The sequence below is a fragment of the Serratia sp. P2ACOL2 genome, assembly GCF_003691565.1.
In the GTDB taxonomy this organism is placed as follows: Bacteria; Pseudomonadota; Gammaproteobacteria; order Enterobacterales; family Enterobacteriaceae; genus Serratia; species Serratia liquefaciens.
Map to the genome: position 1 here is coordinate 3,103,428 of NZ_CP033162.1, position 16,896 is coordinate 3,120,323.

Below are 16,896 nucleotides of genomic sequence, written 5' to 3' on the forward strand. Positions count from 1 at the left end.
ATAATGCTTTATATAAATTTATTTTATTTGCAATCTGAGAATCTTCCTAAACACCCCGTGGGTAATTGCGTGAAAATATCAATTAGGCTACTTTAGTGAAAATTGAGCCGGAGACGATCCTTTATGTTCCTTTTAATAATATCCCTGTTATTAGTGATTATTGCCGCCTATGCGATATACCGTCACTTCAAATCACGTCGCAATAATACGCTGGACGCTGGGCGCAGAAACAAAAAACACTAAGTTTGCTATTTGATTTTTCCATGAGCTTATTCTTTTTGTCCGTCTGAATTATCCGCTCCGTGACCCATTCTCCTCGCCCCTTCGTGGGCCAGCCACGATGCAATGCCTTATCACGCCGTCTTTCGCCTTCCCCCGCGCCAACTGCTGACGTCACTCATCAGATCGGTTACAATTGCAGGCTGTTTTGTGGTGGGTCGGCGTGTTGACGCGTGGCCAGTAAAACCACCTTTGAATCCCGCAGGGGCATGGCATACGGCCCCTCGTTCGTCATTAAGGTAACCCGGTGAATATTCAGGTTCTTCTTTCAGATAAAGTCAGCCAGGCGCTGATTGCCGCAGGCGCGCCAGCCGATTGCGAAGCGCAGGTCCGTCAGTCCGCAAAAGCGCAGTTTGGCGACTATCAGGCCAATGGCGTGATGTCCGTTGCCAAGAAACTCGGCATGCCGCCACGCCAGTTGGCGGAAAAAGTGGTGCAACTGCTTGATCTCGGCGACGTCGCCAGCAAAGTGGAAATTGCCGGTCCAGGTTTTATCAATATCTTCCTGAACAGCGACTGGGTCGCGCAGCAAACTGATTTGGTGCTTGGCGCGCCAAAACTGGGCATTGCGCCCGTCAAACCGCAGACCATCGTGATTGACTACTCTGCACCCAACGTGGCGAAAGAAATGCACGTCGGCCACCTGCGCTCCACCATTATCGGTGACGCTGCGGCACGCACTCAGGAATTCCTGGGGCATAAAGTGATCCGCGCCAACCACGTGGGTGACTGGGGTACCCAGTTCGGCATGCTGATTGCCTATCTGGAAAAAATGCAGAACGAAAACGCCAGCGATATGGGCCTGTCCGATCTGGAGCAGTTCTATCGTGAAGCAAAGAAACACTATGATGAAGACGCCGATTTCGCCGAACGCGCCCGTGCCTACGTGGTAAAACTGCAAGGCGGCGATCAATACTGCCTGAAGATGTGGCGTAAGCTGGTCGACATCACCATGGCGCAGAATCAGCTGACCTATAACCGCCTGAACGTCACCCTGACCGAAGACGATGTAATGGGTGAAAGCCTGTACAACGCGATGCTGCCGGGCATCGTGGCCGATCTCAAGGCCAAGGGGCTGGCGGTGGAAAGCGAAGGCGCCACCGTGGTATTCCTCGACGAATACAAGAATAAAGACGGCGAGCCTATGGGCGTCATCATCCAGAAAAAGGATGGCGGCTACCTGTACACCACCACCGACATCGCCTGTGCAAAATACCGCTATGAAACTCTGGGCGCCGACCGCGTGCTCTACTACATCGACTCACGCCAGCATCAACATTTGATGCAGGCCTGGACCATCGTGCGTAAAGCCGGTTATATCCCAGACTCCCTCTCGCTGGAGCACCACATGTTCGGCATGATGCTGGGTAAAGACGGCAAGCCGTTCAAAACCCGTTCAGGCGGCACGGTGAAACTGTCCGATCTGCTGGATGAAGCGGTCGATCGCGCAGGCAAGCTGATCGCCGAGAAAAACCCGGACATGCCAGCGGAAGAGATGCAAAGCCTGGCCAATGCCGTAGGCATTGGTGCGGTTAAATACGCCGACCTGTCGAAAAGCCGCACCACCGACTATATCTTCGACTGGGACAACATGCTGGCGTTTGAAGGCAATACCGCGCCTTACATGCAATATGCTTATACCCGTGTGGCTTCCGTATTCAAACGTGCCGGTGTCGACGAAAGTAATCTGACCCTGCCGCTGGTGATGACCGAAGAGCGCGAAATTGCGCTGGCGACCCGCCTGCTACAGTTTGAAGAAGTGATCACCACCGTGGCGCGCGAAGGTACCCCGCACGTGATGTGTAGCTACCTGTACGATCTTGCGGGCCTGTTCTCCGGCTTCTACGAGCACTGCCAGATCCTGAATGCAGACAGCGAAGAAGCGCGCCAGAGCCGCCTGAAGCTGGCACTGTTAACCGCCAAAACGCTGAAAATCGGTCTGGATACGCTGGGTATCGAAACCGTCGAACGTATGTAAGTCATCACGCTTAATACGAGAAAGGGTCGCCGAGGCGACCCTTTTTATATTCTGAAAGTGGGAAAGCCCAGTTACGCCACTCGCCGAGCAAAATCGCGCGGACGGAAACCCAAGCCGGCCAGTACGCCGAAGTAAGCCACAATACCTGCTACCACTACCACTGCCAGACGCAGCAGGCGTGCCAGCATATTGCCCTGATCCCAGGCAGGCATCAGCCACATCACCCCGACCAATACTACCGACATCACGATCACCGCAATCACCAGTTTAGTCAGGAACAGAGCCCAACCCGGTTGCGGGTGGAAAATCTTCTGCTTGCGCAACTGCCAATACAGCAGCGAAGCGTTAATACAGGCTCCCAGACCAATCGACAGCGAAAGCCCCGCATGCTTTAACGGACCGATAAACATCAGGTTCATCACCTGGGTTAAGATCAACGTGATAATGGCAATCTTAACCGGCGTTTTAATGTCCTGACGCGAATAGAACCCTGGCGCCAACACCTTCACGACGATCAATCCCATCAGTCCCACCGAATAGGCCACCAGCGCACGCTGGGTCATGGCGGCATCGAAGGCGTTGAACTTGCCGTACTGGAACAAAGAGACGGTCAGCGGCTTGGCCAGAATGCCCAGAGCTATGGCGCTCGGCAGCGCCAGCAGGAAGCACAGGCGCAGCCCCCAATCCATCAAACGCGAATATTCATCGTGGTTGCCGCTGGAAAAACTTTTCGCCAGCGACGGCAACAGGATGGTTCCCAGCGCCACGCCCAGTACGCCGGAGGGGAATTCCATCAGGCGGTCGGCATAGTACATCCAGGATACCGAACCGGAGACCAGGAAGGAGGCGAAAATGGTATTGATGATCAGTGAGATCTGGCTGACCGAGACGCCGAAAATGGCTGGCCCCATCTGACGCATCACTCGCCATACGCCCGCGTCGCCAAGCTTGAGGCGCGGCAGCACCAGCATGCCGATCTTCTTCAGATGCGGGAGCTGGTAGCCCAATTGCAGCACGCCGCCCACGACGACCGCCCAGGCCAGCGCCATCACCGGTGGATTGAAGTAAGGTGCGGCAAACAGCGCGAACCCAATCATGCTGACGTTAAGCAACGTCGGCGCAAACGCCGGGATCGAAAAACGGTTCCAGGTATTAAGGATTGACCCCACCAATGACGCCAGCGAGATCAGCAGAATATACGGAAAGGTCACCCGCAGCAGCGACGAGGTCAACGCAAATTTGTCCGGTGAATCGACAAAGCCCGGCGCGGTAATGTAAATCACCCATGGGGCGGCCAGCATCCCCAACACCGTCACCACAGCCAACACCAGCGTCAGCAGTCCGGAAACGTAAGCGATAAAGGTACGCGTTGCTTCTTCTCCCTGCTGGCTTTTGTATTCGGCCAGGATCGGGACAAAGGCTTGCGAAAAGGCCCCCTCGGCGAAGATGCGCCGCAGCAGGTTAGGCAGTTTGAACGCCACGAAGAAGGCGTCCGTTGCCATACCGGCACCAAATACCCGCGCCACGATGGCGTCACGGGCAAAGCCCAGCACCCGTGAAAACATCGTCATAGAGCTGACGGCTGCCAGTGATTTTAGTAGGTTCATGTGGTTTTTTGATGTGCCCTGTAAATGTCGACGCCTGCATCAGCAGGCGTCAGTAAAACTATCGGCTAAGTTTACCCGTACGTCGCAGAATAGCTACTCTCATATGTTACATGGAGTTATGTTACAAATTGGCGTCTCGCAACAGGCGTTCAATCACCCGCTGGGCAGCGATCGCCTGCTCTCCGGCAGTTTCCGGCAGCGTTTGGTTACTGACGGAGGCAAGGAAATGACGGATCGCGCCGTCAAAACCGCGCTGCGCCAGCGTGGTTTGCCAGCCGGGTGCCGGCTGTTCCAGCACGCCTTGTGAATCTTCCCGCAGCCACTGACGCATATCGTTTACTTGATAGATTGCGCCATCCGTTACCGCCTGTACGCTTTCGCGCTGGCTGCCGGCCCGACGATGCATACTGGTGGTCACCAGCGTTTCTCCGCATTCAAAATGGTGTTCGGCATAAACCAACTCACTGGCATCGTTAATGCGCAGACTACCGCTAAGCCGTTGCCCAGCGTCGCCGCCCAACCACAGTGCGGTGTCCACCACGTGCAGGTAATCGTCCAGCAGGGTAAAGCGCGCATCGTTGGGTCCGACGCTGTCGGCACGATGTTTATCCATACGAATCGACGCCGGTTGGTTCATATCCTGCTTCAACTGACGGTACAGCGGTGCAAAGCGACGGTTAAAGCCAACCATCAGCGCCTTGCCCTGTTTTTCAGCCAGGGCCAGTAGCTGTTCGCCCTGTTCCACGGTCTCCGCCAGCGGCTTGTCGACATAAACGTGAACGCCATATCGCAGCAGCTCGCCAATCACCTGAAAATGGCTGGCGGTGCTGCTGTGAACGAACACCGCATCACACTGCTGCGCCAGGCTGTCGAGCCCCGAAAAACAGGCCATGCGATAGCTGTCGCAAATGGGCTGTGCCTTTTGCTGATTCGGGGAGAAACCGCCGACTAACGTCCAGTCTGCCGCCTGGCTGAGGATCGGCAGATAAGCCTTTTGAGCAATACCGCCCAACCCCACCACGCCAACGCGTAATTTACTCATGCGATCCCCGCTCCAATAACGCCTGCACTTGCTGTTTAAGCTGCGCCACTTCGTTTTCCAGCGTACTCACTCGCTCGTGTAAATCGCTGTCATTGGCCGTTGATGCTTCCGCAGGTGCCTCGTCAATCTGGCCGCTGAACAAATGCATAAACCGGCTTTCACGTTTGCCCGGCTCCCGCGCCAGCCGCACCACAAAGGGGCCATCCTCACGCGCACTCAGTTGCGCCAGCACCTGCTCCACTTCGGTAACATCATTAAATTCATGCATGCGGTTGGTTCGGGTACGCAATTCCCCAGGGGTTTGTGCGCCACGCAGCAGTAAAGTGGCGATCACCGCCAATTCAGCGGCGCTCAGCTTGAGCTGACCAAACTCTGAATTGCAAAAACGCTGTTCATATTTGACCACCCGATTGCCGAAACCGCTCAGGGTGCGCAAAAAGTGTTTCTTTAACAGCAGATCCAGCACCTGCTGAACTTCGTTTTCAGCAAGATCCATCACCGGTTCGCGGTTGGTTTTCTGATTGCAGGCCAGGGTGATGGCATTGAGAGAAAGGGGATACTGGTCCGGGGTGGTCACCTGCTTTTCCAGCATGCAGCCAATCACCCTGGCTTCTTTAGCGCTTAATTCATATTTCATTATTTTGCCTCAGCGTGGCGGTAGCCATTCTTTATTGGTTAAAGCTGTCAGTACGTGATCCTGCCACTGCCCGTCGATCAGCAGATAATCCTTGGCATAACCCTCACGTTCGAATCCCAGTCGGGTCAGCAGTGCGCCACTGCGCTGATTGTGCGGCATATAGTTAGCCATGATGCGGTGCATACGCTGCTGGCGCAGCATATAGCGGATGGAGGACTGCAACGCTTCAAACATCAGCCCCTGGCCCTGCCATTTCTCGGCCAGAGAATACCCGAGGAAACAGGCATGGAATGAGCCGCGCAGCACGTTGCTGAAGTTGGCCACGCCGCGCACTTCATTTTCTTCCGGATCGAGCAGGATAAAATAGTAGGCGCTGCCCTGCTTTTGCATTTCAGTGATCATCCCCAGCCGCGCTTGCCAGCCGGAAGGATAACAGTGGCTTTCATCCCGAACCGGTTCCCAGGGTTTAAGGAAGCTTCGGTTTTCGGCATAGTATTCCGCCAGCCGGTAGGCATCGCGTTCATGCACTAAACGGACAACCAGTCGGTCGGTGGTGAGGCGTACTTTTGGTGATGCAGAGCGGTAGCCAAACATCATTTCCCCCGCGGTCAGAACGGTTCGATAAGAAGTATTTATTGGGCGCACGTTTGGACAATAATCCGGCGACGAACCTATTCTGAGCCATTATTTCTCAACCATCGGCGCAGAACCGCACTTACCCTCATTTAATATAACCGCAGCCTGCCCCAGAGGTAAAATCCCGGCAGCTCAGTAAATAAGCGATTAGTCATTTTACGACTATTTTCGTGCCGTTTTGCCGCGCAGGTAACGTATTGACGATAAAAAAATATTATCTATCCCGCCCCTATCGGCAATACGGGATTGGGTACACACTAGAGCGGTTGCACTCCTCTCCCTCTTAATTGCTCGTGGTGAAGCATGTCTCTGGTATCGCAAGCGCGGAGCTTGGGTAAATATTTTCTATTACTCGATAATCTGTTGGTGGTCTTAGGCTTTTTTGTGGTCTTCCCGCTTATTTCGATTCGCTTTGTCGATCAGCTTGGCTGGGCGGCGGTGGTGGTCGGCGCAGCGCTGGGTTTACGCCAGTTGATCCAGCAAGGCCTGGGGATCTTCGGGGGCGCGATAGCCGACCGATTCGGCGCCAAACCGATGATTGTCACCGGCATGCTGATGCGCGCAGCAGGCTTCGCCACCATGGCGATGGCCGACCAACCCTGGATACTGTGGTTCTCCTGTGCCCTGTCCGCCCTCGGCGGTACGCTGTTTGATCCGCCGCGTACCGCATTGGTGATTAAGCTTACCCGCCCGCATGAACGCGGCCGTTTTTACTCGCTGCTGATGATGCAAGACAGCGCCGGTGCGGTCATCGGCGCCCTGATCGGCAGTTGGTTGCTGCAGTATGATTTTCACTTTGTCTGCTGGGTCGGTGCGGGCATTTTTGTGCTAGCGGCGGGCTGGAATGCCTGGTTGCTGCCGGCATACCGAATTTCTACCGTTCGCGCCCCCATGAAGGAAGGCATGATGCGTGTCCTGCGCGATCGCCGCTTCCTGACCTATGTACTGACCCTGACCGGTTACTACATGCTGTCGGTACAGGTGATGTTGATGCTGCCGATCGTCGTCAATGAAATCGCTGGTTCACCGACGGCGGTGAAATGGATGTATGCCATTGAGGCCGCACTGTCGCTGTCACTGCTCTACCCGATCGCGCGCTGGAGCGAAAAACGTTTCCGTCTGGAGCAGCGGCTGATGGCCGGGCTGTTGCTGATGACCCTCAGCCTGATCCCGGTCGGGCTGGCTACCAGTCTTCAGGGCGTATTTACCCTGATTTGCTGTTTCTACCTGGGTTCGATCATCGCCGAACCGGCGCGTGAAACCCTCAGCGCTTCGCTAGCGGATCCGCGCGCACGCGGCAGTTATATGGGATTCAGCCGCCTGGGCCTGGCGTTGGGTGGCGCTGTGGGTTATACCGGCGGCGGTTGGATGTACGACACCGGCCATGCGGTTGGCATGCCGGAACTGCCCTGGATACTGCTTGGCATCGTGGGAATGATTACCCTGCTGGCCCTTTACTGGCAGTTCAATCCACGCAGCATCGCATCGGAAGCGCTGCCCGGCGGCTGAGATTTTTCTCTAAGTTGCCAGAAAATCAGCCGAATTACCCACAGCTGCTATCCTGATAGTAAAAACATAAACGGGAGAAGTTGGCGATGAGTGAAGAAGACAAATTACCGCAGCTGTTGGAACACATGGTACTGAACCTGCGCATGATCTACGCGCGGTCAACATTGGTAGAAAAAGCGCTGGCCCACGTCATCGCTGACAATGCCACTTTAAAGAGCGACATCATCAAACAGCTGCAGATAGTCAACGCCAGCAACGAGCGTGATAAAATCGATTTGGAAGAAGCACGCATGCATTTGATAGAAGTGATTAATTCCGTTCCGACAAAAAAATAATCTCTGCCTTGGCCCGCGCAGTCTGTACGGGCCAAACAACAATTACGCACCTTCCAGCAAGAACTTTTCGCGACAGCCTCAGTATGCTGTGATAACTATTGCTGTTAAAACCTGACAACCGGAGCAAGCATGAAACTGTTTATCTACGATCATTGCCCATTCTGCGTTAAAGCCCGCATGATTTTCGGCCTGAAAAACCTGCCCGTCCGCTTGGTCACCCTGCTCAACGACGATGAAGCGACGCCTGTCGGCATGATTGGCAAAAAAATGGCGCCGATTTTACAAAAGGATGACGGCAGCTATCTTCCTGAAAGCATGGATATCGTGCATTACGTTGATAACCTCGACGGCAAGCCGCTGCTGACCGGTAAAACCAACCCGGCGATCGCCGACTGGCTGCAACGGGTCAGTGGTTATAGCATCAATCTACTGCTGCCGCGCTTTGCCAATGCCGACTTCGAAGAGTTCGCCACTGACAGTGCACGCCAGTACTTTAGCGACAAAAAGCAGGCCTCGATCGGGGATTTTTCCGAGCACCTTGCCGACAGTGCCGATCTGATTGCCCAACTGGAGGACGACTTGCAAACACTTTCCGGCCTGGTGGTCTCCGCAGACGCGGTGAATGGCACGCTGTCGGAAGATGATATCCACCTGTTCCCCCTGCTGCGTTCGCTGTCGATCGTCGCCGGGCTTACGCTGCCGGAAAACGTAGAAGCTTATCGCAACCGTATGGCGCAACGCAGTGACGTCCCACTGCTGTTCGATATGGAACAGTAACCCCCGCGATAAGGATATAGCGCGCAAATGTTGAAAATGGTGCTGGTCACTGCCCGCGATCGGGCACGGCTGAAAGAAATCTCCACCGTGCTGATCCGTTATGGATTGCAGGATGTGATTCGTCTGCTGGGTCTGAGCAATCTGTTAAGCGGTGCTGAAGGCAGCAGTGAAAGGCAAGACGGTCAAACATTGCCGCAGCGCCTGCGTGCGGCGCTGGAAGCCTTGGGGCCGACCTTTGTTAAGTTCGGCCAGATCCTGGCTACCCGTTCAGATCTGTTGGACGCAAGCTGGACCGACGAACTTGACCGTCTGCACAGTCAGGCAAGCACCCTTTCGTGGGAGCAACTGGCACCACAGATCCGGGCAGACTTGAAGGGTGACCCGCACAGCCTGTTCGCCGAATTTGACGAAACCCCGCTGGCCGCTGCCTCGATGGCGCAAATTTACCGCGCCCGCCTGCACAGCGGCGAAGCGGTGGTGATTAAGGTGTTACGTCCCGGCCTGGCAAAAACCATTCAAGCCGACTTGCGCCTGCTGACCTATCTGGCGGAAACCGTGGAGCAACAGAGCCCGGCGCTGGCCCGTTATCGTCCGCGGCAGATGGTCAGAGCCCTGGCAACCGCGCTGACGCATGAACTGGACCTGACTCACGAGGGTAACAACTGTGAACGGGTCGCCCAACAGTTTGCCCAGCAGCCCAACGTGGTGATTCCGAAGATTTACTGGCAATGGTCGTCTCAGCGCCTGCTGGTGCAGGAATTTCTACCGGGTATCGCACCGGAAAATCCGCAGCAACTGGCGACGGCAGGATTAGATGGCCCATTACTCGCTCAGCGCGGCGCACAGGCCTTTATGAAAATGGTGCTGGAGCACCGTCTTTATCATGCCGATCCGCATCCGGGTAACGTAATGGCGTTAGCGGATAATCGCGTCGGCTTTATCGATTTCGGTATGGTCGGGCAGCTTTCCGAACGGCGACGTAATCAATTGCTGCTATTGCTGCAGGCCATCGCCGAACGAGAATCCGCTGGCATCGTCAACACTTTGATCGCCTGGTCGGACAGCGATCCTTTGGATCTGCTGGATCTGGAGTTGGCGGCGCAAAACTTTCTCGATAAACAGGCCTCTGCCACTCTCACGCTGGGCAAGGCGCTGACCGATTTGTTGGTGATGGTGCGTGAGCATCAGTTGGCACTGCCGCCAGACCTGGTGTTGCTGTTCAAGGCATTAATCACGGCCGACGGCGTGCTGCATCGGCTGGATCCCCATTTCGATATCATCGCCACCCTGAAACCTATGCTGCAACAGGTGATGCTGCAGCGTTATACCCCGGAGGCGGTGCGTCGGCGTATGCTGGCATTGGGCGGGGAGGCATTGGACGCCAGTGAAGAGTTGCCGCAAACCTTGCGGCTGCTGATGCGCCGTCTCAAAGGCGGGAAAATCAGCGCCGATATCAACGTCAAGAATATTGATCAATTGAGCAAGGCACTGGAGCGAGCCGCCATCACGCTGGCCATTGCTATTGTCACCGCCGCTTTCGCGTTGGGCCTGGCGCCCTATCTGATGCACTCTTCCCTGCGGTTGTGGGGTATTCCACTGTTTCCGGCGCTGGGCGCGTTGGCCTGCCTGGGTGGTGTCTTGCTGCTGGTACTGCGTCTGCGGCGCTGAACAGTTTCAGCGTTATCCGATAGGTAGCCAGGCATTTCACGCGCACTATCACCCTGCTCGCTGACATCAACGGTTTCCTTCGCAGACAGCGAGCGTTTATAATGACAAATCAATAATCTGCAGCATTTTCGTTGGCAGTAGCTATGAGGCACACATGAAAAAGATCCTGATGGGCGCAGCCGCCCTGCTGTTCGCCGGCGCATTGGTCGGCTGCAATCAGCTGACCCAGTACACGCTCAGCGAGCAGGAAGTGAATGATTACCTGCAAAAGCACAACGATTACCAGAAGCAGATCGGCGTGCCAGGGCTGTTGGACGCCAATATCGTGCTGACTCAGCTAAAGAGCCAAATTGGGCGCAGCGAACCGGGCAAGGTTACCCTTTCCGGCGATGCGAAAGTGAATATCACTTCCATTCTGGGCCCGCAGACCGCGGACCTGAAGCTGACGCTGAAGGCACAGCCGGTGTATGACCGCGAGCAAGGCGCGGTGTTCCTCAAAGACATGGAGTTAACCGACTACAGCGTGCAGCCGGAGAAAATGCAGACGGTGATGAAGGCCCTGACCCCTTATCTGAATCAATCGCTGAAATCCTATTTCGATCAAAAGCCGGCCTATGTGCTGAACCCGGATAACAGTAAAACAGAAGCCATGGCCAAGAAACTGGCTAAAGGGTTGGAAGTGAAGCCGGGTGAACTGGTTATTCCATTTACCGACTGACGCTGACACTAAAAAACAAAAAGCCCGCTGTTAACGCGGGCTTGATATTTTTCAGACGTTAATACGCCGGAAAACGGTGAGATTATTGCGGTTCGCTGTAGGTGATTTTACCGGCGTTGCAGTCGAGGGTGACATTGTAGGTTTTATCCATTTTGGTGCCCCGTACCGTTAACGGCACCTGCCATACCGCGTCCTTGCCGGTAATCGCCTCCGGACTGATCCAGGCTATCGGGGTAGCGGTACCCAGCAGCTTTTTATCCGACTCCCAGCGCGTAATGCGGTTCTGCAGGTAATCGCGTTTCACCTGAGCGGCGACGTCTGCCGGTTGCAGACCCGCGCATTGTGCCACCTTCGCGCTGCGTTGTTCCTGCGCCTGCACCGTGGTGGTAAAACCTACCGTGGCCAACAGCGCTACGGCCAAACTCAGTCCCGTTGCTTTCATATTCCCTCCAGTTGTGATTTACGCTACCCGCGGGCGCCAGCCCTTGGCTCACAACTGGTCTGGCAAAAGATCAGCGTTTGGCGAAGGTGATGACGAACAGCTCATCGAGCCCCGGATAGATTTCCTTGATCACCTGCTTCAGTTCGCTGAGCGACATGTTTTCTTGCTGGGCGTGCTGCTCGGTTAACGCATCCAAACGCACCGGCGTAACCGACAGCACTTCAATCATGCAGAAGAAAACACCGTCTTCATTGCGGCTAACGCGTAAAACCTCACCGGGTTGAAAGTGAGACTCACTGGCGTCCCGAATGGTAATGGTCTTGCGCCCGGCCAAAATGTCTTGCTCAAAACGAGTGAAGAAAGTTATTTCACGGCTCATTCTAGATCCTTTTTCATCACATTACCGCAACATAAGTCATTATGCTGCCTGCTTTTCTGACGCAGATCCCTCTTTTGGGGTAGCAGCAGGTTTTTCCGTTTTCACTTTGGCAGCTTTCTTCGGTGTTTCAGTCGGCGTCGCGCCGCGCAAAATCTGCCCCAGCGCATCTTTGTTTTCCGCCAGGAAGAAGCTCAGGCCTTCTCGCTGTTCGTCATCCAGCTCAAGCGGAGCCTGCTGCAGCCACTCACCCAGGCTGTCGGCCAGATCCAGCATTTTGTCGTAAGCGTCGGCTTCTTTCTTGGTCGCGAAAGTCATCTTTTCCTCACCGTTTCTCACCACCACATATTTAACTTCAACCGCCATGTGTGCATTCCTCAAAGGTTAGAATACTGTATTTATAACCAGTATAAGGTGATTATACGCAGGGATGCAAGCGCACCCCTGACGCGACTTATTTCAACAACCGCACCTTGCAGTTCTTACCCTTGATTTTGCCTTGCTGCAGCTGCTGCAGCGCCTTACGCGCGCTGGCCTTGCGGATCGCCACGTAGGCATGCACCGGGAACATGTCGATTTTACCCACTTCCGCCGCCGTCAACCCGGCCTCGCCGGTCAGTGCGCCGAGAATATCGCCAGGACGGATCTTGGCTTTACGCCCGCCGTCGATGCACAGGGTGACCATTTCGGCTTCCAGCGTGGTGTTTCCCGCACCGCTTAACTCGGACACCGGGGCCCAGTTAACTCTGATCTGCAGATACTCTTCAATCGCATGCGCGCGCGTCATTTCCTGTGGCGTACACAGGCTGATCGCCAGGCCGCTCAAGCCGGCACGGCCGGTACGGCCGATGCGGTGCACGTGCACTTCCGGATCGAACGCCAGCTCGTAGTTGACCACCAACTCCAGCTCTTTAATATCCAGGCCGCGCGCAGCAACGTCAGTTGCTACCAGCACACGGCAGCTGCGGTTGGCAAAACGCACCAGCACCTGATCGCGATCGCGCTGTTCCAGATCGCCATGCAGCGCCAGGACATTAATGCCTCGCGCTTCCAGCGCTTCGTACACGCTCTGGCAATCGCGTTTGGTGTTGCAGAACACCACGCAAGAAGAAGGTTGGTAATGACGAATCGCCGACACCAATACCGCCGGGCGTTGATCGCGGGTCGTTTCGTAGAAACGTTGTTCGATGGTGGTTTGCTCTTCACCGTCGTCCACTTCCACATTCAGCGGCTCGCGCTGCACGCGAGCGCTGATGCGTTCGATCCCGCTCGGATAGGTTGCAGAGAACAGCAGCGTCTGACGTTGCGGCGGCGTGTAGCTGATCACATCGTCGATATCGTCGGCAAAGCCCATGTCCAGCATGCGGTCGGCTTCGTCCAGCACCAGCACCTTCAGTTCATCCAGCACCAGCGTTTTCTTGCGCAGGTGTTCCTGAATACGCCCCGGCGTGCCCACCACGATATGCGGCGCGTGCACCAGCGAATCGAGCTGCGGCCCCATCGGTTGGCCCCCGCACAGGGTCAGAATTTTGATGTTCTGAGTGAAGCGCGCCAGACGACGCAATTCTTTGCTCACCTGGTCCGCCAGCTCACGCGTCGGGCACAGGATCAGTGCCTGAGCGGCCACTTGGGAAACGTTGATTTTGTCCAGCAGGCCAATGCCGAACGCCGCCGTTTTACCGCTGCCGGTTTTTGCTTTGGCACGTACGTCCTGCCCTTTCAGGATGGCGGGCAATGCGGCAGCCTGCACCGGCGTCATTTCGGCATACCCCAGTTCGTTGAGGTTGGCCAACTGTTCGGCTGGCAGCGGCAGGGAAGAAAAAGAAACTGTGCTCACGGCGATAACTCTTATATGGCAAATGGAATGGCGGCGCGCCCACGGCAGCACCGAATCAACCGCAGATGATAACAGAGATAGTCAGGATTACGGATTTCACGCATAAAAAAAGCCGCCAGCCGGGGTTTTACCCCAGAAACCGACAACGCGTGTGCCACCGGCTGCACACGCAAACGTTTTCGTATATACTGCTCGCCCATAATCAGACCGCATTACTCTCCACAGATCCAGGTACGAGACTATGTTAACTATTGGAACCGCCCTGCGCCCCTCCGCCACCCGCGTTATGCTGCTCGGCTCCGGCGAGCTGGGAAAAGAAGTTGCCATCGAATGCCAGCGTTTGGGGCTGGAAGTGATTGCCGTAGATCGTTACGCCAATGCCCCGGCCATGCACGTGGCCCATCGCAGCCACGTTATTAACATGCTGGACGGCAACGCGCTGAAAGCCGTGATTGAACAGGAACGTCCTGATTACATCGTGCCGGAGATCGAAGCTATTGCCACCGGCATGCTGGTTGAACTGGAGCAGCAAGGGCACCGTGTGGTGCCGTGCGCAGAAGCGACGCGCCTGACCATGAACCGCGAAGGCATCCGTCGCCTGGCGGCAGAAACGCTCGGCCTGCCGACCTCCAGCTACCGTTTTGCCGACGGTGAAGAAGCCTTCCGTCAGGCCGTCGACGAAATCGGCTACCCATGCATCATCAAACCTGTCATGAGCTCTTCCGGCAAGGGCCAAAGCCTGATCCGCAGCCCAGAACAGTTGAAAACCGCCTGGGATCACGCCCAACAGGGTGGCCGTGCCGGCGGAGGACGGGTGATTGTCGAAGGCCTGGTGAAGTTCGATTTTGAAATCACTCTGCTGACCATCAGCGCCGTCGATGGCGTACATTTCTGCGCACCGATCGGACACCGTCAGGAAGACGGGGATTACCGTGAGTCCTGGCAGCCGCAGCAGATGAGCGAACTGGCGCTCAGCCGCGCGCAGGCAATTGCGGAAAACGTGGTGAAGGCACTGGGTGGATTTGGCCTGTTCGGCGTCGAGCTGTTTGTCTGTGGCGACGAAGTGATTTTCAGCGAGGTTTCACCTCGCCCACACGATACCGGCATGGTGACCCTGATTTCACAAGACCTGTCTGAATTTGCACTGCACGTGCGTGCTTTCCTCGGTCTGCCGATTGGCGCAATCCGTCAGTTCGGCCCTTCTGCCTCGGCGGTGATCCTGCCACAGCTTACCAGTAGCGACCTGCGTTTCAGCGGGCTGGATCGTGCACTGACCGGCCACAATCAGCTGCGTTTGTTCGGCAAGCCGGAAATTGAAGGTCAACGTCGGATGGGCGTCGCGTTGGCGACAGCTGAAAATATCGAGTTGGCGGTAGAGTCGGCCAAGCAGGCTGCTGCTGCGGTGGTCATTGAAGGTTAAGGCTTTGGGGCCGGCTTGCCGGCCCCTGCAACATCAATAGTTTTCGTCTTCTTCCGAGTCATCATCACCCTGGTCTTCCGGGCGTTCCTGATACTCTTCATCGTCATCTTCGTCATCGAACATCACGCTAACCTGGTCACCCTGATGTTTTTCGCGGATTTCCTGCGCGACGCGCGCGATGGCTTCACCACTGCTCATGCCTTGTTCCATCAACTGATGGATACGATCCGCAGCTTCCTGCTGCTCTAGATGGCTTAACGACGGCATACCTGCAAGCATGTGTTTCTCTCCGGTAAAATGGAGGGCGAGTATACCCCTTAAACCGGCGGATCCCAACGCCTGTTATTCAGCGGCCGGTTGTGAGCAATGATCACCGTGTCGCCACTGTTTCAGGCGATGCAACCAGAGCATGACGTGCCAGCCCTGCTTAAGGCCGCGCGCGTTGGTGGACATTGCGCGATCGATACCGCGCTGGTAGAACTCATCGGTGATCCGGCACTGGGCAGCCAGTTCAGGTTCACGACGAATGCTGTGACAGATCCCCAAGGCTTCACGGGTGATCTGCCAGTGAAAAGCAGGACGGATACTGATTTTCCGTGCATAGCGCTGGTTCAACGCCACCAGCATCTCCACTATTTTCATATAATGGCGTTGATATTCAACGTTGGCCTGGCCTGTCCGGCGACGGTTGCTGATCGATTTATCGTGCACTCGCTGGCGATACAACGTTTTACTGAGATATTTCACCCGCTGCGCATTAAACATCACCTCGGTGGTCCAGGGAATATCCTGGTGGTGCAAACCCGGTTCAAAATACAACCGATGCTGTTTAATAAAATCAAGGCGATATACCGCCAGCCAGACCACATGAATAAATTTTCTCGATTTGAGCGCGCGTTCCAACCATTTCACTCCGCTAATAACGCCGGTGTCGCCCAAGCGGTTTTGCGGAATAATCGGTTGCAGTTCATCTTGGTCGGTGAAATAACGTTCACCGTTGCACTGCATGACATCCAATTGATTTTCTTCAGCCATTTCAATCAGGGTTGCATACATTTCCGGCGCCAGTAAATCATCCGCGTCGGGAAATGCCACATATTTTCCGCGTGCTACAGCCAACCCGGCATTGCGCGCACAGGATACGCCCGCATTGAACTGGTCAATAACGGTAATATGAGGATGCCGTTGGGCATAGCGGTGGGCGATATCACCAGAGCCATCGGTGGATCCGTCGTTGACGATGATCACCTCCAGGCGCCGCTCCTGTTGGGCTAACAGCGAGGCCAAAAACGGCTCAAACAGTTCACCCACGTTATGTAACGGGACGATGACACTCAGCATTATGGGCATAGGCAGCTCTTCGCAAAAAGTAACGAATGAATATCTCTATTTTTTAAAAATATCAGGGTGCAATTAAATTAGAACGCAGTGCCCGGCGATAAAACGGGTCTAAATGCGTCTTGTTACTGTTTATAGTTTTATACGAAACGTGCTCTTTTTGGGTATTTATCGTCCGGGAACCGGTATTATCAGGCAATATCATAAGTTCGCCTGATATTTTTGTGATCTCAATCAAAAGTAATAACGCAATAAAACTAATTACTAGGATTTAATTTATAAAACCCGATTCCAATG

General features: G+C 55.2%; 17 protein-coding genes. 7 read left to right on the forward strand and 10 right to left on the reverse strand.

From position 1 onward, the window contains the following. Positions 1-526: 526 nt before the first annotated feature. On the forward strand, positions 527-2,257 hold the full coding sequence (gene argS, locus EBA31_RS15175; RefSeq protein WP_122079625.1) for an arginine--tRNA ligase: 1,731 nt from the start codon (positions 527-529) through the stop codon (positions 2,255-2,257). Between the two features lie 71 nt (positions 2,258-2,328). Here the strand turns inward: argS and murJ are convergent, their stop codons facing one another. From murJ to rimJ, 4 genes are all read right to left on the reverse strand, one after another. Continuing rightward, entirely contained in the window at positions 2,329-3,864 is a 1,536-nt protein-coding gene (gene murJ / locus EBA31_RS15180; RefSeq protein WP_041414637.1) for a murein biosynthesis integral membrane protein MurJ, read from the reverse strand. A 121-nt stretch (positions 3,865-3,985) separates the two neighbouring features. Next, positions 3,986-4,906 carry a Gfo/Idh/MocA family protein gene (locus EBA31_RS15185; RefSeq protein ID WP_238387468.1) on the reverse strand — a complete coding sequence of 307 codons (921 nt, stop codon included), beginning with the start codon at positions 4,904-4,906 and terminating at the stop codon, positions 3,986-3,988. Continuing rightward, positions 4,899-5,543 (reverse strand): YceH family protein, encoded by a 645-nt coding sequence (locus EBA31_RS15190; protein WP_048760134.1) that lies wholly within the window; start codon positions 5,541-5,543, stop codon positions 4,899-4,901. The genes EBA31_RS15185 and EBA31_RS15190 overlap by 8 nt, the downstream gene beginning before the upstream one ends. Positions 5,544-5,552: 9 nt before the next feature. Further along, entirely contained in the window at positions 5,553-6,137 is a 585-nt protein-coding gene (gene rimJ, locus EBA31_RS15195; protein WP_020827282.1) for a ribosomal protein S5-alanine N-acetyltransferase, read from the reverse strand. Between the two features lie 345 nt (positions 6,138-6,482). On the opposite strand from rimJ, the gene mdtH reads away from it, so the two are divergent. The 5 genes from mdtH to EBA31_RS15220 all read left to right on the forward strand — a co-directional run bounded on the left by mdtH (position 6,483) and on the right by EBA31_RS15220 (position 11,186). After that, the gene (mdtH, locus tag EBA31_RS15200; protein WP_122079626.1) at positions 6,483-7,688 is read left to right on the forward strand and encodes a multidrug efflux MFS transporter MdtH; all 1,206 of its coding nucleotides are present in this window, start codon (positions 6,483-6,485) and stop codon (positions 7,686-7,688) included. Positions 7,689-7,774: 86 nt separating this feature from the next. Further along, the gene (locus EBA31_RS15205; protein ID WP_020827284.1) at positions 7,775-8,023 is read left to right on the forward strand and encodes a hypothetical protein; all 249 of its coding nucleotides are present in this window, start codon (positions 7,775-7,777) and stop codon (positions 8,021-8,023) included. 129 nt (positions 8,024-8,152) lie between these two features. Next, positions 8,153-8,800 (forward strand): glutaredoxin 2, encoded by a 648-nt coding sequence (grxB, locus tag EBA31_RS15210; RefSeq protein WP_122079627.1) that lies wholly within the window; start codon positions 8,153-8,155, stop codon positions 8,798-8,800. Positions 8,801-8,827: 27 nt separating this feature from the next. Next, positions 8,828-10,468, forward strand: a complete 1,641-nt coding sequence (locus tag EBA31_RS15215) for an AarF/ABC1/UbiB kinase family protein (RefSeq protein WP_122079628.1) — start codon at positions 8,828-8,830, stop codon at positions 10,466-10,468. Between the two features lie 154 nt (positions 10,469-10,622). Next, positions 10,623-11,186 carry a lipoprotein gene (locus EBA31_RS15220; protein WP_020827287.1) on the forward strand — a complete coding sequence of 188 codons (564 nt, stop codon included), beginning with the start codon at positions 10,623-10,625 and terminating at the stop codon, positions 11,184-11,186. 82 nt (positions 11,187-11,268) lie between these two features. Here the strand turns inward: EBA31_RS15220 and yebF are convergent, their stop codons facing one another. From yebF to dbpA, 4 genes are all read right to left on the reverse strand, one after another. Continuing rightward, complete coding sequence (gene yebF, locus EBA31_RS15225; RefSeq protein ID WP_044551875.1) at positions 11,269-11,628, reverse strand: protein YebF; 360 nt, start codon at positions 11,626-11,628, stop codon at positions 11,269-11,271. Between the two features lie 70 nt (positions 11,629-11,698). Then, the gene (gene yqfB, locus EBA31_RS15230) at positions 11,699-12,007 is read right to left on the reverse strand and encodes a N(4)-acetylcytidine aminohydrolase (RefSeq protein WP_020827289.1); all 309 of its coding nucleotides are present in this window, start codon (positions 12,005-12,007) and stop codon (positions 11,699-11,701) included. A gap of 39 nt (positions 12,008-12,046) precedes the next feature. After that, positions 12,047-12,370 (reverse strand): YebG family protein, encoded by a 324-nt coding sequence (locus EBA31_RS15235; RefSeq protein WP_115058644.1) that lies wholly within the window; start codon positions 12,368-12,370, stop codon positions 12,047-12,049. A gap of 88 nt (positions 12,371-12,458) precedes the next feature. Further along, positions 12,459-13,841 (reverse strand): ATP-dependent RNA helicase DbpA, encoded by a 1,383-nt coding sequence (gene dbpA, locus EBA31_RS15240; RefSeq protein ID WP_048760146.1) that lies wholly within the window; start codon positions 13,839-13,841, stop codon positions 12,459-12,461. A 241-nt stretch (positions 13,842-14,082) separates the two neighbouring features. On the opposite strand from dbpA, the gene purT reads away from it, so the two are divergent. Then, positions 14,083-15,261, forward strand: coding sequence for a formate-dependent phosphoribosylglycinamide formyltransferase (purT, locus tag EBA31_RS15250; protein ID WP_122079630.1), 1,179 nt, complete (start codon positions 14,083-14,085; stop codon positions 15,259-15,261). A gap of 33 nt (positions 15,262-15,294) precedes the next feature. Here purT and EBA31_RS15255 read toward each other — a convergent pair whose 3' ends face one another. After that, positions 15,295-15,540, reverse strand: coding sequence for a YoaH family protein (locus EBA31_RS15255; protein ID WP_044551884.1), 246 nt, complete (start codon positions 15,538-15,540; stop codon positions 15,295-15,297). Between the two features lie 63 nt (positions 15,541-15,603). After that, on the reverse strand, positions 15,604-16,611 hold the full coding sequence (locus tag EBA31_RS15260; RefSeq protein WP_122079631.1) for a glycosyltransferase: 1,008 nt from the start codon (positions 16,609-16,611) through the stop codon (positions 15,604-15,606). Positions 16,612-16,896: the final 285 nt, after the last annotated feature.

Excerpts from the sequence above, each read along its gene's own strand:
- murJ (WP_041414637.1), bottom strand. The coding sequence starts at position 3,864 with ATGAACCTACTAAAATCACTGGCAGCCGTCAGCTCTATGACGATGTTT.
- EBA31_RS15185 (WP_238387468.1), bottom strand. The coding sequence starts at position 4,906 with ATGAGTAAATTACGCGTTGGCGTGGTGGGGTTGGGCGGTATTGCTCAA.
- EBA31_RS15190 (WP_048760134.1), bottom strand. The coding sequence starts at position 5,543 with ATGAAATATGAATTAAGCGCTAAAGAAGCCAGGGTGATTGGCTGCATG.
- rimJ (WP_020827282.1), bottom strand. The coding sequence starts at position 6,137 with ATGTTTGGCTACCGCTCTGCATCACCAAAAGTACGCCTCACCACCGAC.
- mdtH (WP_122079626.1), top strand. The coding sequence starts at position 6,483 with ATGTCTCTGGTATCGCAAGCGCGGAGCTTGGGTAAATATTTTCTATTA.
- EBA31_RS15205 (WP_020827284.1), top strand. The coding sequence starts at position 7,775 with ATGAGTGAAGAAGACAAATTACCGCAGCTGTTGGAACACATGGTACTG.
- grxB (WP_122079627.1), top strand. The coding sequence starts at position 8,153 with ATGAAACTGTTTATCTACGATCATTGCCCATTCTGCGTTAAAGCCCGC.
- EBA31_RS15215 (WP_122079628.1), top strand. The coding sequence starts at position 8,828 with ATGTTGAAAATGGTGCTGGTCACTGCCCGCGATCGGGCACGGCTGAAA.
- EBA31_RS15220 (WP_020827287.1), top strand. The coding sequence starts at position 10,623 with ATGAAAAAGATCCTGATGGGCGCAGCCGCCCTGCTGTTCGCCGGCGCA.
- yebF (WP_044551875.1), bottom strand. The coding sequence starts at position 11,628 with ATGAAAGCAACGGGACTGAGTTTGGCCGTAGCGCTGTTGGCCACGGTA.
- yqfB (WP_020827289.1), bottom strand. The coding sequence starts at position 12,007 with ATGAGCCGTGAAATAACTTTCTTCACTCGTTTTGAGCAAGACATTTTG.
- EBA31_RS15235 (WP_115058644.1), bottom strand. The coding sequence starts at position 12,370 with ATGGCGGTTGAAGTTAAATATGTGGTGGTGAGAAACGGTGAGGAAAAG.
- purT (WP_122079630.1), top strand. The coding sequence starts at position 14,083 with ATGTTAACTATTGGAACCGCCCTGCGCCCCTCCGCCACCCGCGTTATG.
- EBA31_RS15255 (WP_044551884.1), bottom strand. The coding sequence starts at position 15,540 with ATGCTTGCAGGTATGCCGTCGTTAAGCCATCTAGAGCAGCAGGAAGCT.
- EBA31_RS15260 (WP_122079631.1), bottom strand. The coding sequence starts at position 16,611 with ATGCCCATAATGCTGAGTGTCATCGTCCCGTTACATAACGTGGGTGAA.